This window comes from Marinobacter santoriniensis NKSG1, assembly GCF_000347775.1.
Classification (GTDB): domain Bacteria; phylum Pseudomonadota; class Gammaproteobacteria; order Pseudomonadales; family Oleiphilaceae; genus Marinobacter; species Marinobacter santoriniensis.
The window spans coordinates 63,994-85,987 of record NZ_APAT01000016.1 but is presented as its reverse complement, the minus strand read 5'-3'; the positions used below and the strand labels follow the sequence as shown (position 1 = coordinate 85,987).

The 21,994-nt window shown below is 58.6% G+C and carries 24 protein-coding genes; 17 read left to right on the top strand and 7 right to left on the bottom strand.

Features of this window, described 5'->3' with window-relative positions:
• The first annotated feature begins 14 nt into the window (after nucleotides 1–14).
• Nucleotides 15–1,355, top strand: a complete 1,341-nt coding sequence (gene astB / locus MSNKSG1_RS11510; RefSeq protein ID WP_008939447.1) for an N-succinylarginine dihydrolase — start codon at nucleotides 15–17, stop codon at nucleotides 1,353–1,355.
• 41 nt (nucleotides 1,356–1,396) lie between these two features.
• Here the strand turns inward: astB and MSNKSG1_RS11505 are convergent, their stop codons facing one another.
• From MSNKSG1_RS11505 to MSNKSG1_RS11480, 6 genes are all read right to left on the bottom strand, one after another.
• On the bottom strand, nucleotides 1,397–2,440 hold the full coding sequence (locus MSNKSG1_RS11505) for a succinylglutamate desuccinylase (RefSeq protein WP_008939446.1): 1,044 nt from the start codon (nucleotides 2,438–2,440) through the stop codon (nucleotides 1,397–1,399).
• Between the two features lie 166 nt (nucleotides 2,441–2,606).
• The gene (locus MSNKSG1_RS11500; RefSeq protein ID WP_008939445.1) at nucleotides 2,607–3,329 is read right to left on the bottom strand and encodes an ABC transporter permease; all 723 of its coding nucleotides are present in this window, start codon (nucleotides 3,327–3,329) and stop codon (nucleotides 2,607–2,609) included.
• On the bottom strand, nucleotides 3,322–4,035 hold the full coding sequence (locus MSNKSG1_RS11495; RefSeq protein ID WP_008939444.1) for an ABC transporter permease: 714 nt from the start codon (nucleotides 4,033–4,035) through the stop codon (nucleotides 3,322–3,324). The genes MSNKSG1_RS11500 and MSNKSG1_RS11495 overlap by 8 nt, the downstream gene beginning before the upstream one ends.
• 48 nt (nucleotides 4,036–4,083) lie before the next feature.
• Nucleotides 4,084–4,839, bottom strand: a complete 756-nt coding sequence (locus MSNKSG1_RS11490; protein WP_008939443.1) for a transporter substrate-binding domain-containing protein — start codon at nucleotides 4,837–4,839, stop codon at nucleotides 4,084–4,086.
• A gap of 85 nt (nucleotides 4,840–4,924) precedes the next feature.
• A complete protein-coding gene (locus MSNKSG1_RS11485; RefSeq protein ID WP_008939442.1) occupies nucleotides 4,925–5,695 on the bottom strand; it encodes an ABC transporter ATP-binding protein in 771 nt (256 codons plus the stop codon).
• A 35-nt stretch (nucleotides 5,696–5,730) separates the two neighbouring features.
• A complete protein-coding gene (locus MSNKSG1_RS11480; protein ID WP_040886864.1) occupies nucleotides 5,731–6,507 on the bottom strand; it encodes an FCD domain-containing protein in 777 nt (258 codons plus the stop codon).
• A gap of 266 nt (nucleotides 6,508–6,773) precedes the next feature.
• On the opposite strand from MSNKSG1_RS11480, the gene dctP reads away from it, so the two are divergent.
• The 8 genes from dctP (at nucleotide 6,774) to MSNKSG1_RS11440 (ending at nucleotide 15,099) form a co-directional block, all read left to right on the top strand.
• Complete coding sequence (gene dctP, locus MSNKSG1_RS11475; RefSeq protein WP_040886863.1) at nucleotides 6,774–7,913, top strand: TRAP transporter substrate-binding protein DctP; 1,140 nt, start codon at nucleotides 6,774–6,776, stop codon at nucleotides 7,911–7,913.
• 102 nt (nucleotides 7,914–8,015) lie between these two features.
• The gene (locus MSNKSG1_RS11470; protein ID WP_008939439.1) at nucleotides 8,016–8,726 is read left to right on the top strand and encodes a TRAP transporter small permease subunit; all 711 of its coding nucleotides are present in this window, start codon (nucleotides 8,016–8,018) and stop codon (nucleotides 8,724–8,726) included.
• Nucleotides 8,723–10,264, top strand: a complete 1,542-nt coding sequence (locus tag MSNKSG1_RS11465; RefSeq protein WP_008939438.1) for a TRAP transporter large permease — start codon at nucleotides 8,723–8,725, stop codon at nucleotides 10,262–10,264. The genes MSNKSG1_RS11470 and MSNKSG1_RS11465 overlap by 4 nt, the downstream gene beginning before the upstream one ends.
• A gap of 18 nt (nucleotides 10,265–10,282) precedes the next feature.
• The gene (locus MSNKSG1_RS11460; RefSeq protein WP_008939437.1) at nucleotides 10,283–10,708 is read left to right on the top strand and encodes a GlcG/HbpS family heme-binding protein; all 426 of its coding nucleotides are present in this window, start codon (nucleotides 10,283–10,285) and stop codon (nucleotides 10,706–10,708) included.
• 91 nt (nucleotides 10,709–10,799) lie between these two features.
• Nucleotides 10,800–12,272, top strand: a complete 1,473-nt coding sequence (locus tag MSNKSG1_RS11455) for an FAD-linked oxidase C-terminal domain-containing protein (protein WP_008939436.1) — start codon at nucleotides 10,800–10,802, stop codon at nucleotides 12,270–12,272.
• Nucleotides 12,265–13,332: a glycolate oxidase subunit GlcE gene (glcE, locus tag MSNKSG1_RS11450; RefSeq protein WP_040886884.1), complete on the top strand. Its 1,068-nt coding sequence runs from the start codon at nucleotides 12,265–12,267 to the stop codon at nucleotides 13,330–13,332. Before MSNKSG1_RS11455 ends, glcE begins: the two co-directional genes overlap by 8 nt.
• A gap of 2 nt (nucleotides 13,333–13,334) precedes the next feature.
• Nucleotides 13,335–14,543, top strand: coding sequence for a glycolate oxidase subunit GlcF (gene glcF / locus MSNKSG1_RS11445; protein WP_008939434.1), 1,209 nt, complete (start codon nucleotides 13,335–13,337; stop codon nucleotides 14,541–14,543).
• 115 nt (nucleotides 14,544–14,658) lie between these two features.
• Nucleotides 14,659–15,099, top strand: coding sequence for a DUF4124 domain-containing protein (locus MSNKSG1_RS11440; protein ID WP_008939433.1), 441 nt, complete (start codon nucleotides 14,659–14,661; stop codon nucleotides 15,097–15,099).
• Here the strand turns inward: MSNKSG1_RS11440 and rhtB are convergent.
• Complete coding sequence (gene rhtB / locus MSNKSG1_RS11435; RefSeq protein WP_008939432.1) at nucleotides 15,096–15,719, bottom strand: homoserine/homoserine lactone efflux protein; 624 nt, start codon at nucleotides 15,717–15,719, stop codon at nucleotides 15,096–15,098. The two genes, MSNKSG1_RS11440 and rhtB, sit on opposite strands and share 4 nt — an antisense overlap.
• 76 nt (nucleotides 15,720–15,795) lie before the next feature.
• On the opposite strand from rhtB, the gene MSNKSG1_RS19285 reads away from it, so the two are divergent.
• The 8 genes from MSNKSG1_RS19285 (at nucleotide 15,796) to MSNKSG1_RS11400 (ending at nucleotide 21,992) form a co-directional block, all read left to right on the top strand.
• On the top strand, nucleotides 15,796–15,951 hold the full coding sequence (locus MSNKSG1_RS19285) for a hypothetical protein (RefSeq protein ID WP_008939431.1): 156 nt from the start codon (nucleotides 15,796–15,798) through the stop codon (nucleotides 15,949–15,951).
• A 46-nt stretch (nucleotides 15,952–15,997) separates the two neighbouring features.
• The gene (locus tag MSNKSG1_RS11430) at nucleotides 15,998–16,387 is read left to right on the top strand and encodes a diacylglycerol kinase (RefSeq protein WP_008939430.1); all 390 of its coding nucleotides are present in this window, start codon (nucleotides 15,998–16,000) and stop codon (nucleotides 16,385–16,387) included.
• A gap of 52 nt (nucleotides 16,388–16,439) precedes the next feature.
• Entirely contained in the window at nucleotides 16,440–17,663 is a 1,224-nt protein-coding gene (locus MSNKSG1_RS11425; protein ID WP_051067782.1) for a multidrug effflux MFS transporter, read from the top strand.
• Nucleotides 17,664–17,816: 153 nt separating this feature from the next.
• Nucleotides 17,817–18,068, top strand: coding sequence for a hypothetical protein (locus tag MSNKSG1_RS11420; RefSeq protein WP_008939428.1), 252 nt, complete (start codon nucleotides 17,817–17,819; stop codon nucleotides 18,066–18,068).
• A gap of 86 nt (nucleotides 18,069–18,154) precedes the next feature.
• A complete protein-coding gene (locus tag MSNKSG1_RS11415; RefSeq protein ID WP_008939427.1) occupies nucleotides 18,155–18,889 on the top strand; it encodes a ParA family protein in 735 nt (244 codons plus the stop codon).
• Nucleotides 18,890–19,135: 246 nt separating this feature from the next.
• Entirely contained in the window at nucleotides 19,136–20,056 is a 921-nt protein-coding gene (locus MSNKSG1_RS11410; protein WP_008939426.1) for an alpha/beta fold hydrolase, read from the top strand.
• A 149-nt stretch (nucleotides 20,057–20,205) separates the two neighbouring features.
• Entirely contained in the window at nucleotides 20,206–20,748 is a 543-nt protein-coding gene (locus MSNKSG1_RS11405; RefSeq protein WP_040886879.1) for a Chromate resistance protein ChrB, read from the top strand.
• 11 nt (nucleotides 20,749–20,759) lie between these two features.
• Complete coding sequence (locus tag MSNKSG1_RS11400) at nucleotides 20,760–21,992, top strand: MFS transporter (protein ID WP_008939424.1); 1,233 nt, start codon at nucleotides 20,760–20,762, stop codon at nucleotides 21,990–21,992.
• Nucleotides 21,993–21,994 lie beyond the last annotated feature (2 nt).

The following is a 21,994-nucleotide window of genomic DNA, read 5'->3' as shown; positions in this document are numbered from 1 at the left end:
ACGGACGACGCATCATGAGCCAACACGCAGTAGAAGCGAATTTCGACGGATTGGTTGGGCCCACCCACAACTACGCGGGCCTGTCCTGGGGAAATGTTGCTTCAAAATCGAACGTGCATGCGGTATCGAACCCCAAAGAAGCCGCACTGCAGGGCCTGGCAAAAATGAAGCGTCTGGCGGACCGTGGTTATGTTCAGGGAGTGCTGCCTCCGCATGAGCGTCCACACCTTCCGACTCTGCGATCCCTCGGGTTCACCGGATCCGACGCTGAAGTGTTGGGCAAGGCTGCCAGCGAGGCGCCCGCCGTTCTGGCGGCGGTCTCCTCTGCCTCTGCCATGTGGACGGCCAACGCCGCCACCGTCTCGCCGAGTGCCGACACGTCGGATCATCGGGTCCACTTCACACCCGCGAACCTGAGTGCCAAGTTCCACCGGTCCATCGAACACCAGGTGACCGGCCGGGCGCTCAAAGCGATCTTTACCGATGAGGGCTACTTTGCCCATCACCCGGCCTTACCGTCGGTCAGTCACTTCGGCGACGAGGGTGCGGCGAATCATACCCGCCTGTGCGGAGGCTATGGCGATCCGGGTGTCGAGCTTTTTGTCTACGGACAGGCGGCATTCAATGACCAGGCCCCGGCGCCCCGGACATACCCGGCCCGGCAAACCCTGGAGGCGTCGGAGGCCATTGCTCGCCTTCACGGGCTGAAAGACGCGCATTGCGTCTTTGCCCAACAGAATCCGAATGCTATTGATGCCGGCGTGTTTCACAACGACGTCATTGCGGTGGGCAACGGCAATACCCTGTTCTATCACGAGATGGCCTTCCTGGAAGAGGAGCGTGTTCTGGCCGATATCCGGTCACGGCTGACGGGCGCGGAGTTACAGCCCGTGCGGGTATCGAGCGCCGACGTTCCGATCGAGGACGCGGTGGCTTCCTACCTGTTCAACAGCCAGCTCCTCAACGCCCCCGACGGCATGCTGCTGGCAGTTCCGGGCGAGTGCCGGGAAGTAGCCTCTGTCAGTCGCTACCTGGATGCCCTGGTGGCGGAGGATGGCCCGATCACGGCGGTTGAAGTCTTCGATGTCAAACAGTCCATGCGGAACGGGGGAGGGCCTGCTTGCCTGCGCCTGCGGGTCGTGCTGAGCGATGACGAATTGCAGGCGCTGAACCGGGGCGTGATCCTCACCGATGATCTCTACGAGCGCCTGACCACCTGGGTGGAAGCCCATTACCGGGATCAGCTGTCACAGCAGGATCTGGCAGATCCCATGCTGCTTGAGGAAGTGCGCAAGGCGCTGGATGAATTAACGGGAATCCTGGGCGTCGGCTCGATCTACGATTTCCAGCTTTAGTGCTTGCCGATCAGCCCGACAGCGGGGTCAGATGAAAGCCTTCATCTGACCCCTTGTTCACGGATCATCAGGCCCACACGCTGGCCTATGGGCACCTCCCGGTTAGGAAAAACAATAGCTTCGGGTACGGCGCCAACCCGATAATTCCGTGACCCATCCTCCCAGATCAGCGTGCCGGGCGCGTATTCCGTGAAATTGGCCACATCATCGGGAATGAAAAACCGGAAGCCCTCACCGGTATTCAGAATCTCATGCACCACCTCAAAGACGCTCAACGAACGCCGGTCTGCGGCTGAAGCGGGCGGCGGATCCCCCCGGAAGCGGCGCCGTAGCGAATCCCGAATGCCGGCAAACCGGGCCAGGTCGTTCTGACCGAATGGCCGAACCTTACCCAGCTCAATCGTGAAACTCTCGGCGCCGAGTTCCGAGGATGTGAACGAAGAAAACGTCGTACCGGCTTTGTGCTGGAGCAACAACGTCTCTACATCCGCCTCAAGCAGGAAGTCGCACTGCCTCTCCGGCACCTGTCGTCCTTCCACGAAGGGGTAGAGCGCAAACTTCTCCCGATGGGACGGACGGATGGCAGTATGGAGGTCGTAGTGGTTGAGTGCCAACGCGGCATGCCGATGGGCAAACTCACGACAAAGCGATTCAATCTGCGATGCCCGGGTTGCCTCGGGTAATCCCCTGTACTCGTCCCGGCCGTGCGCACCCGAAAACAGCCGGTTCATGTTCACATCGATGAATCGCTCGCCGGCCACCATGGCGGGGGGATTGCCCATGACCAACAACAGCGGGCAGGCCACTGGCCAGTCGTCCGCAAGAATCTCGTTGACCAGCCCATCCAGCACTTCGATGGGGGCCGTCTCGTTGCCGTGGACTCCCACGGAGACAATCAGGGCTTCGCCGTTGGGGTTCTGGTGCGTGGCTGCAGGTGTTACCTCCAGAACGCCCACAAGCGGTCGGGTGATGGTGGTTCCGTCAGGAAGCCTCTGCATGGTTGGGGCAGGGGATTCTGAGGCGTTGGCCAACGTATGATCCAGCCAGCTATCCGAAGAATCAAAAAGTACGGAGGATGCATTCATCGCGAAATCCCCAAAAAGTTGGGGTCATGGGGAGAACCCTCGTCCGGGGATGTGCGAAGCCATGGACGGCTTCGCTCAAGCGCACATGGATGTGCCCGTAGCGGTCCCCGGACGAGGGTTCTCCCCATGACCATGCACCGAAGTCGGGACTAGTGGATCAGAGGGTTCAGGACCCAACCGGCCGCTGGTGCTTCAGTAGATGATTTTCCAGCTTGCGGAAAGCAAACACCAGAATGAACGTCAGTGTCAGATAGATCAGCGCCACAAAAATGAACGCATCGAACGGCGCATAAAACCGGGAGTAGATGTTTCGGGCCGCACCAGTGAGATCCACAATGGTCACCACACTGGCAATCGCACTGGAGTGCAGCATGAAAATGACCTCGTTCGAGTAGGCCTGCACCGCACGACGCGCCGCACTGGGCAGAATGAGCCGACGCATCCGCATCCACCAGTTCATACCGTAGGCCTTGGCCGCCTCAATTTCACCGGCGGGCGTTGAGACAATCGCCCCGCGGATGATTTCCGTGGTGTAGGCGCAGGTGTTCAGGGCAAACGCCAGCAGGGCCGGGTAGAACGGCTCCCGGAAAATTTCCCACCAGAAGGTGTCCTGGATGCCGGGGATCTGGGCAATGCCGTAATAGATGATGTACAGCTGGATCAGCAGCGGCGTTCCCCGGAACAGATAGGTGTAGACCCACACCGGACCGGAGATGAACGGGTTCTTCATGGTCCGCAGGATCGCCAGCGGGATGGCGCACATCAGACCGATGATCAACGACAGGAATACCAGCTGGATGGTATTCACCAGCCCGTTCCAGTATTCCATCATGGTCATCGCGGTGAAAATATCGTTCTGATTCAGCCATTGCGCCATAAAGTCAGGCATTTTGCGCACCCTGAGCCACGCCAACGTTGGCGCGTTTATTCAGCCACTTGATGAACAGTTCCGAACCCGCCGTCAGCAGCAGGTAGACCGACGCGACAGGTACAAAGAAGTGGAACGGCATGCGTTCTGCCTTGGCGGCTTCCTCGGCTACCCGAACCATGTCAGTCAGACCGATGATGGACACCAGCGCGGTGGACTTAAGCAGCACCTGCCAGTTGTTACCGAGCCCGGGCAGCGCATGGCGCAGCATCTGGGGCACCATGATCCGCCGGAAGGTGTGCCAGCGGGTAAAGCCATAGGCACGGGCCGCTTCAATCTGCCCCGTATCCACTGCGAGAAAGGCGCCCCGGAAGGTTTCGGCCATATAGGCGCCGAAGATCAGGCCAATCGTCACAACGCCGGAAATGAACGGATCGAACTGGAAGAAAAAGTCGATCTGGTAATGGTCGTACAGGAAATCGGACAGCGAATTGACCATCACCTGGCCGCCGTAATAGAACAGCAGCATCATGACCAGGTCCGGAACGCCCCGGATGACGGTGGTGTAGAACGTCGCGATGCCGTAGGCAATCCGGTTTCCGGATAACTTGGATGAGGCGCCGAGCAGCCCCAGAAACAGCGAAAGGGCAAGGGAGAGGAAGGCCAGTTCGACGGTAACAACCGCACCGTCCAGGAGTTCGGGGCCATAGCCTTTGAGGTCGAACATGGGGGAATCCGGTCATGAGGGGCGGTCGGGAAGACCGCCCCACGCAGTTTACATCTTGATGTCGTAGCTGAAGTATTTCTTCATGATGGCATCGTAGGTGCCGTCGTTCTTCAGTTTCTTCAGGGCTGCGTTAACCTTGGCGGCGAGATCCTTGTCACGCTTGCGCATGGCAACACCGACGCCTTCACCCAGCTTGACCGGCTTGCCCACTTCCTTGAAGGCATCCTTGGTCAGAATGGTTTGCTCGCCGACCGGGTAGTCCACGAAGACCACGTCCAGACGCTGGCCTTCCAGATCCAGAACCATGTCGTCTGCGGTGGTGTAGCGCTTGATAGTGGCAATGCCGCCGAATTCATTGGTGGCGTAGGTGTCCATGGTGGTGCCGCGCTGGACGCCGATCACCTTGCCTTTCATGTCCTCTTTGCTGGTAACGTCAGCATTGAAGTCCTTGCGTGCGAACCAGCCGCCCGGGGTATTGTAGTACGGCTCGGAGAAATTGACGCGCTCGGCCCGCTCCGGGGTGATGGACATGGACGAGAAGATGGCGTCGAATTTGCGAGCCAGCAGGCCCGGAATCATGCCGTCCCAGGACTGGATGACGAACTCGCAGTCAGCCTTCATTTCCTTGCACATGGCCTTGGCCAGTTCAACTTCGAAACCGGTCAGGTTTCCGTTCTCGTCCTTGTACTCGAACGGCTCGTAAGGCACGTCGAACGCCAGGCGGATTTCTTTCCAGTCTTTGGCCTGCACAGAGCCGGCAACCAGCGCCAGCATGCAACTTGCTGCAATAATCAGTTTCTTCATGTGTCACTTCTCCAGTGGTTTGCCTTGTGGGCTTATAGTTTTTTGGATGTTTTGATCCAACACGGGTTCAAGATAGCACCGGTGTTCAGAAGTTGGGAGCCAGGAACTGTTTCATGCGCTCCGAGTCCGGGTGGTCGAACACCTTTTCCGGTGTACCCTGTTCCTCGATCACGCCCTGATGCAAAAACAGGACCTGACTGGACACATCCCTTGCAAACGCCATTTCGTGCGTCACCACGATCATGGTCCGGCCTTCCTCGGCCAGGCTCTGCATAACCCGGAGCACTTCGCCAACCAGCTCCGGATCCAGTGCCGAGGTCGGTTCGTCGAACAGCATGACCTCCGGCTCCATTGCCAGCGCCCGGGCAATGGCCGCGCGCTGCTGCTGACCGCCTGACATCTGGGCAGGGTAGTAGTCCTTGCGCTCGTAGATGCCTACTTTCTGGAGATAGGCTTCGGCCCGTTCGATCGCTTCCTTTTTGGGTACCTTGAGCGCATGCACCGGTGCCTCGATGATGTTCTCGAGCACGGTCATGTGGGACCAGAGATTGAAGCTCTGGAAGACCATGGAAAGCTTGGATCGGATTTGCTCCACCTGCTTGTTGTCGGCGGGAATGCGCTCGCCCTTGCGGTTGTTGGTGAACCGGATTGGGTCACCGTGCACGATAATGTCGCCGGAGGTGGGGGTTTCCAGAAGGTTGATACAGCGTAGAAAGGTGCTCTTGCCAGAGCCGGAACTTCCAATCAGGGATACCACATCGCCCTTTCGGGTCTCCAGTGACACACCCTTGAGAACTTCAAGCTGATCAAAGGTTTTGGTGATGTCCCTGCAGATCAAGGGCGCTTGGTCCGCCATGGGTAACTCCTGAGCTTTGGATAAAGGCGCATGTTTTACGGGCTGTGGCGCCGGAAATCAATACCTGATTGATCCGGCGCAATCGCCCCGGGGATATGGGATGCGCGAATCACCTTGTCCCCCTGTTGCTCCATGTCCTTCAGCATATCGCTGACGAAGCGGACGTGGGCCATCGCCACTTTACGGGCAGACGCAGGTTTGGCAGAGATCACGGCGTCATAGAGTTGGCGATGCTGGCGAACAATCGTCTTGCGCATCTCCTCTCTGGGATTGAGGTTGGAGACAGCGGCCTGGACCGTCAGCAGCATCATGTTTTTCAGGCCGTTGAGCACGTGGACCAGGATCGGATTGTGCGAGGCTTCGACAATGGCCAGATGGAAGCCGTGATCCGGCTTGGCATTGCTGAGGGGATCGGTGTCCTCCAGGGCCCTGAAGGCCTTGGTAATCCGATGGCGATCCAGGCTGGTCGCCCGCTGGGCGGCCAGGAAGGCCGCCTGTCCCTCCAGCTGTTCACGCACTTCAAGAAGGTCATAGAGGGTTCTCGGATGGCCTTCGAAAAGGTGCATCAGAGGCCCCTGTTCATCGAGGTCTTCGGCGCCGGCGACCAGGGATGCCACAAATGATCCCTTGCCATGGCGGGTTTCGATGACGCCTCGTCCCTGCAGTTCGTGCAAGGCTTCCCGGATGATGGCCCGGGACACCCGCAAACGGCTCGCCAGCTGCCGCTCAGACGGTATTTTCTGGCCCGGAGCCAGCCCGCCATCGAGGATCAGGCGCTCCAATCGGTATGAGATTTCCTGGGATATTGCCATGCCCTTGCCTTTGATGATCGTCTGGTCTGACCAGTCGAGGGTGTTGTGACGGTAAAAAAAGCCTCAAGGCTTTGTGCCCCCGAGCCCCGTAAATATGGCTGATTTCGCATTATTCGTCCATTTTCCATACAGGAAAAACTGGTCTGACCAGTGCGATATCGGCTGGACTAAAACTGGATTGCCTACGAATATCTTTTTTGTAATGTCGGCCTGTGCCGACGTTTTAACCTGACGCTGATAAAAACAACGCCAACGGAGACGTCTCGATGTTATCGATAAAAAAGACGCGTAAGCACGATGACACAGGTGAGTCCTCACCTCGTCGTCAATTTCTCAAGACTGCCGCTGTGGGCGCCGCTTTCGCAGGCGCAATGATGATGGGAGCCGGACAGGCTCAGGCCGCAACCACCTGGAAGATCCAGTCTGTCTGGGATGCCGGGACGGTTGGCTACAACCTGTTCGAAGAATGGTGCAACAGCATCAAGGAAAAATCCGGTGGGGAACTGGTCTTCAAGCCGTATCCGGCCAAGTCAGTTGCCGCGGATAACAACGCCCTGTTCGATGCCGTTCGTAACGGCGTACTGCAGGGTATGAACCCGTTTACTCTGTACTGGTCCGGCAAGATCCCGGCATCAGTATTCCTGTCTTCCTATCCGGCCGGTCCGGATCAGCCCAGCCAGTGGGACACCATGTTCTACTCCCTGGGTATGCTTGAGAAGACCCGTGAAATCTACAAGAAGTACGGCCTGTTCTACGTTGGCCCGATCCAGCACGACGCCAACATCATTCACTCCAAGAAGCCGGTTAACAGCCTGGCAGATCTGAAGGGTATGAAGATCCGTGTCCCGGGCGGCATGGTGGCCGAGGTGTTCCAGCAGTTCGGTGTGTCCACCGTCAGCCTGCCGGGATCCGACATTTTCCCGGCTCTGGAGAAAGGCACCATCGACGCGGCTGACTACGTCGGCCCGGCCGTTAACTACGAGCTCGGTTTCTCCCAGGTCACCGACTACATCCTGTTGGGACCGCCAGGGGTCATGTCCATCTACCAGCCGGTGGATCTGATGGACCTGACAGTAAACCTGCGCGCCTGGAACGCCCTCGATCCGAAACTGCAGAAGCTGGTTGAGGACGAGGTCCGGATCTACTCGCAGAAGCACTACCTCACGATTCAGAAGCGCAACGTTGAAGCGATGGAGAAGTTCAAGGCAGACGGCGACCAGGTGACCCGTCTGAGCCAGGAAGATCTTCGTGAGTTCCGTCGTGCAGCTATCCCTGTGTGGCTCCGTTGGGCCAACAAGGATGAGGACGCCAAGGAAATCTTCGACATGCAGCTCAAGTACATGATGAACCCGCTGGTGGGCTACATCGATCAGGCTGAGCTGGATGAAGCGAAGAAAGAAATGTAAACGCTGACATTCAACAATAAACGTTCACGGGGAAGGGCAGGGAGTGCCTTGGGTTCAAGGTGCTTCCTCCCTTCCCCGCGTTGTGACTGAGGTGGTAACACTATGTCTGAGTTAAGTGGTTTCGGCTTCGTGCTGCCCCACTGGTTCTATTGGGGCTGGCTGGCTGTAATGCCCTTGATCATGATGGCCTGGGATCGCTGGTCCAGTAAGCGGGGCACCCAGGCCATCGACAAGAACGCGCTGGCCAATGAAAAGCTTCAGGAAATCGAAGCTGAGATGTCGAAAACAATCGAGTCGGACTATGAAAACCGGTTCACCCGCGTGATCGACTGGATCAGTGACAAATCCGGCATCTTCATTTCCTTCTGGACAGTGAACGCCGTGGTTTTCTATTTCTTCGAAGTGGTCATGCGCTATCTGTTCAACATGCCGACCATCTGGGTGCACGAAGCGAGCTTCCTGCTGTTCGGTATGCAATACCTGCTGGCGGGTGCGTTTGCCATGCTGCATGGGGCCCATGTGCGTGTGGATGTTATCTATAACCTGCTGCCTGTTCGTGGTCGAATCGGAATGGACATCTTCACGTCGATGTTTTTCTTCATGTTCTCCCTGGGACTGACGATCACTTCCTGGACGTTCTTCCAGAATTCCTACTCGATGGACGAGCGGACCGTTGAAACCTGGCAGATACAGTACTGGCCGGTGAAAGCCATGATGCTGTTGGGCGCCATCCTGATCACCCTGGCGGGCCTGTCCAAACTGGTTAAGGACATCGCCCTGTTCGTCAAGCTTGGCCGGGAGCAGCAAGCATGAGTTCCACGACTGTAAACAATGCCGGTGCCGGCAACCTGCGGGGTAAGCTGGGCACCTGGTTGATGATCATCGCCACGGTGGCACTGGCCTTCGTGATGTTTGTCGAGATCGTCAATATCCTTTTCTACGATCCGTTCAGTGACGAAAAATTCCTGTTCAAACTGGCCGGTAGCCTGTCGGATGTCCACATCGGGACGCTGACCTATCTGATGTTCGGATCCCTGCTGGTGGCGCTGATGATGGGCTTGCCGCTGGCCTTTGTAACCGGTGGCCTGGGCGTCGCCTTTATCTATCTGGTTGGGGATTCGCTGATGCTGAACATCATCCCCAGCCGGATCTTCCCGATGATGACCAACTCGGATCTGGCGGCCATCCCGCTGTTCATCTTCATGGCCTCCATGCTCGAACGGGCAGGGCTGATCGAAGAGATGTTCAATGTGGTCTACAAATGGATGGGCGGCGTTGGCGGTGGCCTGGCCATTGCGACCATCGTGGCCTCCACGATTCTGGCCGCCATGGTCGGTGTTATCGGTGCGGCGGTGGTTACCATGGGCATCATCGCACTGCCGGCGATGCTCAAGCGCGGGTATGACCACAAGATCGCCCTGGGTTCGATCATGGCTGGCGGTACGCTGGGCATCCTGATTCCGCCGTCGATCCTTGCCATCCTGTACGCGGTTGTTGCGCAGCAGTCTGTGGGCGAACTCTACCTCGGTTCGGTGATTCCCGGTCTGATCCTCTCTGGCCTGTATGTCTTTTACGTCTGGATCCGCGCCAAGCTGAACCCGAAGCTGGGGCCGCCGATTCCCGTAGAGGATCGTATCGGGCTCAAGGACAAGTTGTTACTGCTGAAAGACCTGATTGCTCCCCTGATTCTGGTGTTCCTGGTATTGGGCCTGCTGTTCGGTGGTATTGCCACGCCGGTTGAAGCGGCCGGTATCGGTTCCTTCGGCGCGATCCTGGTGGCCATGAAGCACAAGGTGTTTACCATTGCTACCCTGCGCGATGCGTCCGTGACCACCGCCAAGGCATCCGCGATGGTGCTCTGGATCATGTTCGGTGCGTCCGTGTTCGTCGGGTTCTACATTCTTCAGGGTGGTCAGGACTTCATCACCGAGTCCATTCTGGGAACCGGGATGCATGCATACGGCATTCTGTTCCTGTTGATGGTGCTGCTGGTGGTTCTGGGTATGTTCCTGGACTGGGTTGGCATTCTCCTGCTGGCCGTGCCCATCTTCATTCCCATCGTTCAGGCGCTGGAATTCCCGGGGTTGTTCGGATTCCCGCCGGTGGCCGGTGAGGATGTGGTGCTGTGGTTCGGTGTGCTTTACCTGGTGAACATGCAGATGTCTTTCCTGAGTCCGCCGTTCGGTTACGCACTGTTCTACATTCGCGGTGTGTGCCCGCCGGAAATCACCATGGGAACCATCTTCAAGTCCTCCCTGGTGTTCCTGGCGATCCAGGCGTTCGGCCTCTTCATCTGCATCCTGATTCCGGGTGTGGTGACCTGGTTGCCGAATCTCGTATATGGCCACTAAAAAGAGGAGTAACAGAGTATGTTGACGATTAACCGGCTTGATCTGGCCGAGGCCAGAATCCTCATTGAGGGAGCCGCGCAAAAGGCTCGGGAAATCGGGGTGCCCATGTGCATCGCGGTGGTTGACGAGTCTGGTAACGTGATTGCATTCGAGCGTATGGACGGCGGCAAGATCACCAGCGTGACCATTGCCCAGGACAAGGCGTTCACCGCCGCGGCGGCCAAGAAGGCGACCCATGAGTACAACAAGGTGAATACGCCCGGCAGCCTGGCTTTCGGTATCCATACCGAAGTGGGCGGGCGCATCAGTTCCGTGGGTGGTGGCTTGCCGGTGATCGTCGATGGTGAGGTGGTCGGAGGCATCGGTATCAGCTCCGGCACCCCGCAGCAGGATATGGACTGCGCGCAGGCGGGACTCGATTATTTCGAAACCAAACGTCAGTAAGCGCTGTCTGAACTGAACAGGCGGGCCTTCGGGCCCGCCCCGGTTAGTCCCGCGGGCGCGGGACCGACGATATCCAGAATCAGAGATTGTTATGACTACCAAGCCGAAAGCCAGCAAAGCGCAGCTGGCGGAGCAATTCCGGTCTTTCATCGATCCGGAATACGTCATCACCGATGACGAAACCCTCAAACCCTATGAGTGCGATGGCCTCGCTATGTATCGGGAAATGCCGATGCTCGTGGTGCTGCCGGAGACCGTGGAGCATGTACAGCGGGTCATGCGTATCTGTCATGAAAACGACGTCCCGGTGGTTGCCCGCGGTGCCGGTACCGGACTCTGTGCCGGCGCCATGCCACACAAAGAGGGGGTGGTGCTCTCGCTGGCCAAGTTTAACCGGATTCTCAACATCGACCCGCTGGGTCGAACGGCACGGCTCCAGCCCGGCGTCCGGAATCTGGCGATCAGCGAGGAAGCGGCCCAGTTCGGGCTGTACTACGGTCCGGATCCCTCGTCCCAGATCGCCTGCACCATCGGTGGCAATGTGGCGGAGAATTCCGGCGGCGTGCACTGCCTGAAATACGGCCTGACGGTGCACAACATCCTGAGTGTCGAAATGGTCACGGCCGAGGGCGAGCTGATCACCGTAGGCAGCGATGGTCTGGACAGCTGCGGCATGGACCTGCTGGCCCTGGTGACCGGTTCCGAAGGGCTGCTCGGTGTGGTGACGGAAGTGAAGGTCAAACTCCTGCCGAAGCCAGAAGTGGCACAGGTGATCATGGCCGGGTTCGATAGTGTGGAAAAGGGCGGCGATGCAGTCGGTGGGATTATCTCCCATGGCATCATTCCCGGTGGACTGGAGATGATGGACGGCCACGCCATTGTTGCCGCGGACGACTTTGCACAGGCGGGCTATCCGCGCGAGGCCAAGGCGCTGTTGCTGTGTGAAGTCGATGGTACCGAAGAAGAGGTCCACGAGCACATCGCCGAGGCCGAGGAACTGTTCCGTAAGCTTGGAGCGACCTCCATCCGAACGTCCCAGAGTGAAGAGGAACGGGCGCTGTTGTGGAAAGGGCGCAAGTCCGCGTTCCCGGCAGTGGGCCGGATTTCACCGGACTATTACTGCATGGATGGCACTATCCCCCGCCGTCACCTGGCCCGTGTCCTGCTCGAGATGGAAAAGATGTCCGAGGAGTATGGGCTGCGTGTGGCCAACGTGTTCCACGCCGGCGACGGCAACCTGCACCCGCTGATCCTGTTCGATGCGAACGTACCCGGCGAGTTCGAGACCACCGAGGCCTTTGGCAGCCGTATTCTTGAGTTGTGCGTAGAGGTGGGTGGCTGTATCACCGGAGAACATGGGGTCGGGGTTGAAAAGATCCGGCAAATGGCCGTGCAGTTCAACGATGAAGAGCTGCAGCAGTTCCATGACGTCAAAGCCGCATTCGACCCGACCGGTATCCTGAACCCGGGCAAGGGGGTTCCCACCCTGAAGTTCTGTCAGGAATACCGCTCCATCGAACACAAGCAACACAAGCATGAACAAACGGATGCCGCCCATGGCTGATATGACCCAACAGTTACAGGAGCAGGTGCTCCAGGCCCGCAGCAACGGGCAGAAACTCAACATAGTCGGTGGCGGAAGCAAGGCGTTCATGGGCCGGGCTGCCGACAGCGATGCCGAAACGCTGAGCCTCGCCGATCATACCGGTATCGTTGAATACCATCCGGTGGAGCTGGTGCTCACCGTTCGCGCCGGAACACCCATCAAGGACATTGAAGCCGCGCTGGCCGAAGAAGGGCAGTGCCTGCACTTCGAACCGCCCCGTTTCGGCTCCGCCTCAACCATTGGCGGCACACTTGCCTGCAACCTCTCTGGCCCTGCACGCCCATGGAGTGGCTCTGTCCGGGATCAGGTGCTGGGTGTCCGCCTTCTCAATGGCAAAGGTGAGCATCTGCGTTTTGGCGGGCAGGTCATGAAAAACGTGGCAGGCTATGACGTCTCCCGGCTCCAGGCCGGTGCGATGGGCACGCTCGGCGTGATCACGGAAGTCAGCCTGAAGGTGATGCCGAAGCCGGCAGCCACCATGACGCTGGTCGAAGATATGGCCATGCACGAGGTCGTCGACTACATGAACCGACGTGCTGGCGAATCCAAGCCGATCACCGGTGCGTGTTGGGTGGATGGCAAGGTTTATCTGCGCCTGTCCGGCGCCCGATCGGCCGTAGAAGCGACGGCGGATAAATGGTCCGGAGAGGTCATGGAGAATGGCGACGATTTCTGGCAGCAGGTGCGCGACCTGCAGCATGATTTCTTTGCCGGAAACGATGTCCCGCTGTGGCGCTTTTCGGTGGATTCCACCGCCGCAACACCGAACATGGAAGGCAACTGGTTCATCGACTGGGCGGGCTCTCAGCGCTGGTATCGCGGTGAAGCGACGCTGAGTGACCTGGAACCGCTGGCGAAAGCCGCCGGTGGTCAGGTCAGCCTGTTCCGTGGTGGTGACCGTAGCGGTGAGGTGATGCACTCGCAGCCCGAGGCGCTGAAAGCCATCCAGCGCCGTGTGAAAAACTCGTTTGATCCCGACGGCATTTTCAATCCGGGCCGTCTTTATAGCTGGTTGTAATTATGCAAACGAATCTGGTTCAACAATTTGCCAATACTCCGGAAGGTCAGGAAGCTGAATCCATTTTGCGGGCCTGTGTGCACTGCGGTTTCTGCACGGCGACCTGTCCGACGTACCAAGAGTTGAATGACGAGCGGGATGGTCCCCGTGGCCGGATCTATCTGATGAAGATGTTTCTGGAAGGCGAGGAAGTCACGGAGAAAACCCGGGACCACCTTGACCGGTGCCTGACCTGCCGGAGTTGTGAAACCACCTGTCCTTCGGGTGTCCAGTATGGCCGCCTGGTCGACATCAGCCGTGCCCTCGTCGAGAAAGAAGTGCCCCGCGAGCCGAAAGACAAGTGGATGCGCTGGGCCCTGGCCCGGGTACTCCCCAATCGGCAGCTGTTTGGCTTGCTGCTGCGCCTTGGGCAGGTCTTCCGTCCGGTGCTACCGGGGGCCCTGAAAACCAAGGTTCCGCCCCGGAAAACGGCCAGCCCCTGGCCGTCGGCCAGCCACAACCGGGTGGTGCTTGCCCTGGCCGGGTGTGTCCAGCCATCGGCAACACCGAACACCAACGCGGCCGCTGCGCGGGTTCTGGACAAACTGGGCATTACCATGGTCGAGGCGCCGGAAGCCGGTTGCTGTGGCGCGGTGAACTATCACCTCTCGGAACACGAGAAAGGTCTGGAGCGGATGCGCCAGAACATCGATGCCTGGTGGCCGGCTGTCGAGGCCGGTGCCGAAGCCATCATCATGACCGCGTCCGGCTGCGGCGCCATGGTGCAGGACTACGGTCACCTGCTCAAGGACGATCCGGTTTACGCCGCCAAGGCCCGGAAGGTCAGCGAGCTGTGCATCGATCTTGGCGCGTTCCTGCTGAAACAGGACCTGGAAAAGCTCAAGCTTGACCAGAGCCCGGGAAAAGTGGCTTTCCACTGCCCCTGTACCCTGCAACACGCCATGAAACAGACCGGTGTGGTGGAACAGGTGCTGGCCAAGGCGGGCGTGGATCTGGCGCAAACCAAAGACAAGCATCTGTGCTGTGGCTCTGCCGGCACCTACTCGGTGCTGCAGCCGGAGCTTAGCCAGAAGCTCCTGGACAACAAGATCAAGGCGCTGACTGTCGATAATCCCGATCGCATCGTCACTGCCAACATCGGCTGTCAGATGCACCTGGAGACCAAGTCTCCGGTGGCGGTCCAACACTGGATCGAGTTGCTCGATCGCTAGCTCTTCCGGCTGACCCCGGAGACCCGGGGGCGGGGGGGATAACCCCTCCGCCCCCACTTTCCCGTCGATCCCGGGTATACTGCCCGCTCCATTTCAAAACCACAGGATGTGGATCATGATGCCAAGGACTCTGGCTGTTGCCTGTTGCTGTCTGTTTATCAGTCTCCCCGCCCACAGTGAAATCTATCGATGGATCGACGCCCGTGGATCGGTTCATTTTTCCGACGAACCTCCGAAGCGGCTGCCCCATCAAACCCTGGACGTACGCGCGCCCTCGACGGTGCCCATGTCAGAAAACCTCGGCCAGTCAAAGCGGGTCAGGGAGACCCATCGCGAGGTCTCGGATATGTTGTCGTCGTCGGATCGCCCCCGGAAGCCAAATGCTCGGGCGAAGGAGAGAGAACAGCAGGCCCGGCAGTGCGCCCGTTACAAGGAAGTGCTCGCCGGCATTCAGTCACGCCTTCGCGCCGGCTACAAAAACGACCGGGGGAATAGCCTCCGGCAGAAGCGGCGTAAGATCAGCAACGCCTATAGCCGGGAGTGTATCCTGCGCTAGGCGGTTCGCTTGAAACTTGCCAATGCCATGGCGGCGGTCACGAACAGGCCGCCGAACACCCGATTCATCTGTTGCTGTCGCCGGGGCGTGGTCATGAAGCGGAACAGCTGGCTGGCCAGCAGGGCGTATCCGACCATAACCATGCAGTCCACCAGGATCAGTGTGGTTCCCATGGTGAGCAATTGGGGGCCATGTGGTGCGTCGGCGACAAGGAACTGGGGAAACAGGGCTACAAGGAACACTGTCGCTTTCGGGTTCGTAAGGTTGACCAGAGCGGCGTTCCAGAACTGTTTCCGGTGGCTCAGGGGCGCCTTGTCGTCGCTGGTTGCCGCCATTGGTGGTTCCCGCCACTTCTGGATACCCAGCCAGACCAGGTAGACGACGCCGATCCATTTGATAACGGTCAGCGCGATGGTGGAGGTCGCGACCAGAGCCCCAAGGCCGGCGCCAACCAACAGGATCTGGGCGCCGTAGCCGAGCTGCAGACCCATGATGGCGGGCAAGGACCGCCGGACGCCATACCGGAGGCCGTTGCTCATGGTGTTGACGGCCCCCGCACCCGGAGACACGCTGATCAGAACCGACGCCAGCAGAAAGGTGAGCCAGAGAGTGAGTGTCATTCCGTACGCTCTTGAATTGTCCAGTAATGGTATAATCAGACCTGTTAGATAGTAATCTACCAATGGAGTTACGATTATGGCCAGAAAACGGGCAAAAGCAACGCAGCACAGTGCTGTTCAGCGCGAACTCAGGACACCGAAGTACCAGATGCGGGTTGTCGAAGATAAGAGCCGGTACAAGCGTAGCCGGGACAAGGCAGTGCGGATGGAGGATTTTCGCAAGGCCGCGTGAACGTGGTTTTACGAAAATCTTCCATCACCCGATAAACTCGCTATCCATGACCGATTCTGTAAAGCCCGGCAGTGCCTCTTCACTGAAAGGCGGCACTGGCATTACCCGTATTCTCAATTCCACCCGATACTCAATGATGGGCCTCAAAGCGGCGTTTCTGAACGAGGCTGCTTTCCGTCAGTTGGTGTTCATCAATGTCGTTCTTCAGCCCATCGCTCTCTGGCTCGATGTGACGAGGGTGGAGCGTGCCATTCTCATGCTGGTGCCGCTGCTGTCGCTGGCCATTGAACTCCTGAACACTGCCATTGAAAACGTGGTGGATCGGGTATCGCTGGAGCTTCATCCGCTTTCAAAGAAGGCCAAGGACATGGGCAGTGCGGCCCAGTTTGTCGGGCTGGTCATGATTTCCGTGGCCTGGCTGGTGATCCTGGTCTGACCGGCCTTCGTAATAGCTAGCTTACAAACTTTTCTTCTCTTCGGAGACGTCTGTGCCACACGTGCAACTTGCCCTCCTGTTGGGTATGACGGTCGCCCTCGGGCCGCTCGCGCTCGATGCCTACCTGCCGGCGTTCCCGGATATTGCCGATAGCCTCGGTGTCGGCCATGGGGACGTGGGGCTGACTCTCAGCGCGTACGTGGCATCCCTGGGGCTGGCCCAGCTGGTGGGCGGCCCCCTGTCTGACCGATACGGTCGCCGGGTTATCCTGTTTTGCGGGTTGGCTATCTTTGCCGTCGGTGCGTTGCTGGTATCCCAGGCTGACAGCCTGACCCATATGATTGTGTGGCGTCTGATCCAGGGGATTGGCGGCGCCTTTTGTGCGGTATCCGTCCCGGCAATCGTCCGTGATCAGTCCAGCGGTACGGATTCGGCCCGGCTGTTTGCGTTGATCGGCCTGATCATGTTCGTCGCGCCGGCCCTGGCGCCCACGATCGGGTCGCTGATGCTGGAGCTGGCGGCCTGGCCGGCTATTTTCTGGGTGCTGGCCCTGTACGCGGCTCTTCTGGCCTTGGTGCTCAACGTGGCATTGTTCCGGCGACTGACCCCGCCCACACCCGTGCGCACACCCGTGCATACCCTGGTGACCAATTACATGCTGGTCCTGAAGCATCCGGTCACCATGCGGTTCATCGGGCTTCAGGCTCTGTGTTTCAGTGCCATGCTCGTCTTCATCACCAATGCTTCTTTCGTATATCAGGAATGGTTTGGCCTCTCCAGGAGCCTGTTCTCCGGATTGTTTGCGGCGAATATCGCCGCCATGGCTTGCCTTAATCTGCTGAACCGGAAGCTGCTTCAGTATTTCGAATCGGCCGCCATACTTCGAACGTTTGTGATTATTCAGGCGATAGCGGTTGTCAGCCTGGTGATCTGTGCCTGGGCGGCACTGCCGTACTGGGCCGTCGCCGCCTGTATCATCGCAACGGTGGGCTGTATGGGAGCCAGCGTGCCGAACAACCTGGCCAATGCGCTGGAGTTTTTCCCGCGGCTTGGCGGAACCGCCGCGGCATTACTGGGCGCCGCCCAGTTTTCGATCTCCGGTGCGGTCAGTGCCTTATCCGCCGCGGTTTTTGGCGAATCGCTGATTGCAATCGTGCTTACCATGGCGGTGTGCGTGTTCCTGGCGCTGGTGCTGGCAATTGGTGCTCCGGCTTCGGTCCGCAAGGCGCTTGCGGCTTTGCCGGATGAGGACGGAGGCCGTCCTCAGCGCGCGTGAACCGGACGGCCGATCAGCTTGTTATCAAAGCACTCCCTTTCATGCCGAATCAGTCTCTAAAAATTGATATGAGACCGTGTTCACATTTCTTTCAGACGTTATAGTGTCCGGGCTTCAGGTTGTTACCGTTCGTAACTTACGGAGTACGACGCTATGAATCCTCACCTGCTTACCCTCGCCCGTTTGAGCTGTCCGTCCGTCACCGTCAAACCGGTGTCTCGTGAACAGTCTGATCCCCAACCGTCCGAAGACAAGGCCTCTTTCGAGGTGCTGGCTGACGATGGCAAGGTGATTGGTTATGTCAAAGCCTGGCATGACGCCACGGATTACGCCGGCTTCGTCCATTTTGACGCTGACGGCAACATTCTGGACTGGAAGGTTTTTAACGAGTACAGCCGACAGTAGAAGGCTGTCATAAAACCTTCACAGGTCCGCCATGCCGGGACTGCTATTCTCCTGGATTTGCTTTGCTACCGTGAGCTTCCCGATCCATGAGGATTATTGCGTTTTACAGTCCCAAAGGCGGTGTGGGAAAGACCGCCGCGGCCGTGAACATCGCGTATCTTGCCAGTCAGCATGGCCTCACGACGTTACTGTGGGACCTTGATCCGCAAGGCGCGGCCAGCTTCTATCTTTCCGGAGCGGAGCCGGTCAAGGGGCGGAAATTGTCGAAGTTGCTGGCCGGCAAAGCCCCGGTTGCCGAATTCGTCCGTGACAATGTCTATCCCGGCCTGGATTTCATCCCGTCCCATCCCAGCTTCCGGAATTTTGATATCAAGCTCGAAGAAGGCGGGCAGTCGCTCAAGAGCGTGCTGGCGCCGTTTTCCGAGGAGACCAGCCTCGTTGTGCTGGATTGTCCCCCCTCGCTCTCCCGACTGACCGAACAGGTGCTTGAACTCTCGGACAGGGTTTATGTGCCGCTGGTACCCACCTGGCTATCCCTGAATAGCTGGGAGCAGCTTCAGGCCTTCGTTCGCAGTAAAAAGCTCGGGCGCAAAAAACTTCGTCCCTTCTTCTCTCTCGTTGACCGGCGAAAGAAACTTCACAAGGACTTGATTGAGTCTCCGGATCGTCGCCTGGGTGAGCCGTTGAGTGTGTCGATTCCCTATGCCAGCGTGGTCGAGCGGATGGGAGAGGAAGGGCTGCCCCTGGAAGTCCTGGCCCCGGCCACTCCGGCCGCCGCGGCCTTTCGTCAGCTTTGGGCTGAAATCGAAAAGGATCTCTAGACAACCGGCTGCCAATCGCCTGCTTGTCACTATCTAGAGTCGCTGTTGGGGTGTTGTCCCGGGAGCGCCGTGGTGGCTTAGCGATCAAAGCTACTCTCCTCCGGTATGCAGATAGCATTATTGCCAGCAAAATATGCAGACAATACCTTGCTACCGACGCTGGCTCTGCGATGATTGGGGTTTATGATCGTGGATCGAATGCATAACGTTGTCGGTCTGCTCTGACACCAAAACGGGGATAGGTGAATGAATACAGACGCTCAGCCATCGCGCAGCAGTGCCGATCGTTTCTGTGTGTTCCGGAATGGCCACCGAATCTGCTACCGGGTGCGAGGAAACTCCGATAATGCGCCCCTGCTGCTGATTGCAGGGCTAGGGCAGCAGCTGACGTCCTGGCCGGTAGCGGTTGTGGAAGAGCTGGTTAATCGGGGGTACTTCGTCATACGTTTTGATAATCGCGACGTGGGTCAATCCTCTCAGATCCCTTCTCGGCCGCCAGGCCGGATGCAGCAACTGTTCCGAAGACCACCGCCGGATGCCTACGACCTGGGCGATATGGCAGGGGATGCGGTGGCTCTGCTGGATCATCTTGAGATAGACCGTGCACATTTGGTGGGTATGTCCATGGGGGGGATGATTGCTCAGACAATCGCCGCGCGATACCCCGAACGGACTCATACACTGACGTCCATCTTCTCGACCACCGGCCATCGCCGGGTGGGGCAGCCCGCGAACTCGACGCTCCTGCGTCTGGTCAGGCCGCCCGCCAAAACCCGGGACCAGGCCATCGAGCGCCACCTGGGCATGATGCGGCACATCAGCACCACAGTCCTCCCGCTGGATGAAAATAGGGAAAGGACGTACGCGGCGGAAGCCTGGGAGCGCGGAGCAGGCCCGAGGGCCCACCAGGGTGTTGCGCGTCAGATCGGTGCCATACTGAAATCCGGGGATCGAACCCCGGAATTGAGCAACGTCAAAGCGCCAACCCTCGTGATCCATGGTGACACCGACAGAATGGTCCATCCCAGCGGCGGGAAGGCGACCGTTGCCGCTATCCCCGGCGCCCGCCACGAGACGATCATAGGCATGGGGCACTATCTGCCGGACGCGGTGCTGCCGCGACTGGTTGACCTCATCAGCAGCCATGCCAAAGCGTCGCACCAGTGATCCAGACGATACAGCGAGAGGACTGTCTCCATCCCGTTTCCACTCCGGCCCCTCCTGCTTGTCTGGTGGAGGGGGCCCTGCTCCTGCGTTAAGCACGATTACAGAATGGTATGTTTTAATGTAACCGCCGTTACATTATGGTTGAAACCATGAAAAAAGATTCGTGGCTTACGCTGATCTACAAGATTCCCTCTGAACCCTCTTCCAAGCGGGTTGCGCTCTGGCGCAGGCTGAAAGGATTGGGCGCCGTCTACATGCAGAATGGTGTGTGCATGCTGCCCAAAACCGATCGCCTGATCCGCCAGGCCAAACTGATTGAAAACGACATCATCGGTATGGGGGGCGAGGTTTTGCTCCTCGACGCCACGGCCATGGATGCCGGGCAGCAGGAAAGAGTGCTGGAACGCTTCACCGACGAGCGTAATGACCAATATCGCGAGTTCATCGGCCAGTGCGAGGCCTTCGAAGCGGAAATCGCCAAAGAGTTCTCGAAGAACAAATTCACCTATGCCGAGCTGGAAGAAGAAGAGGCGGAACTCCAGAAACTCCAACGGTGGCTGGAGAAAATTCGCGCGCTCGACTTCTATGACGCGCCCCTGTCTTCCGAGGCCAGCGCTTGGCTCGATAAATGTGAAGCCTTGCTGGACGGGTACGCCCAACGGGTATTCGAAGAGCAGAATCCCAATCCCTGAGAGCCTGGAATATGTCCGAAGAATCACCGTCACCCAGCGCTACCCACACCGGTGTCTCCCGGCAGATTCCCAAGGGCATCTGGGCACTCGGGCTGGTCAGCCTGTTTATGGACATTTCATCCGAGATGATTCATGCGCTTCTTCCGGTGTATCTGGTGACCGCGCTTGGCGCTTCTGCCCTGGCCGTCGGTGTCCTTGAGGGCGTGGCCGAGGCGACCGCATCGGTGACCAAGGTGTTCTCGGGGGCGCTGAGTGACTGGCTAGGGCGGCGAAAAGTGCTGGCCGTTACTGGCTATGGTCTTGCAGCGCTGGTCAAACCGTTATTTCCCCTGGCCAACTCGGTTGGCCTCGTCTTTGTGGCACGGTTTGTCGACCGGATAGGAAAGGGGATTCGCGGCGCACCCAGGGACGCCCTGATCGCCGACCTATCGCCACCGGAAATGCGAGGTGCGAGCTTTGGACTGCGGCAATCGCTGGATACCGTGGGAGCGTTTCTGGGCCCGCTTCTGGCGATCGGTCTGATGTGGCTGACCGCAGACCAGTATAAAACCGTGTTCTGGATTGCCTCGATTCCGGCGTTTTTCGCCGTGATGGTGTTGTTGGTGGCGGTGAAAGAGCCTGCCCATGCCGTCACGCAACGAAAGGTGAAAATGCCCTTACGGCGTTCAGAACTGAGGTATCTGGGGCCGAATTACTGGTGGATCGTTGTTATTGCAACCGTATTCACGCTTGCCCGATTCAGTGAGGCCTTCCTGGTACTGAAAGCCCAGGATTCGGGGCTGGCGGTCATGTTCATTCCGCTAGTGCTGGTCATCATGAGTTTCACCTATTCGCTCTCCGCCTATCCTGTTGGCGTGCTGGCGGACCGGACCGATCGGCCGACCCTTCTCGCCATCGGTCTCATACTGCTGGTGATTGCGGATCTGGTGCTGGCCCGGTCATCCGGCCTGGTGGGAGTCGGACTGGGAGTTGCTTTGTGGGGCCTGCATATGGGGTTTACCCAGGGACTACTGGCGACTCTGGTTGCCGAGACGGCGCCGGCCGAACTGAGGGGCACCGCCTTTGGTATGTTTAACCTGGTCACAGGCCTGGCACTGCTGGCGGCAAGTACCATTGCCGGAGCATTGTGGGACATGGCCGGCTCGGCCAATACCTTTCTCGCGGGCGCGGTTTTCGCCATTGTCGCGCTGGCCTTGGTGATTATTCAGCGCCGTCGTTTGAGAGAACGTGGCGCTTGCGATTGATT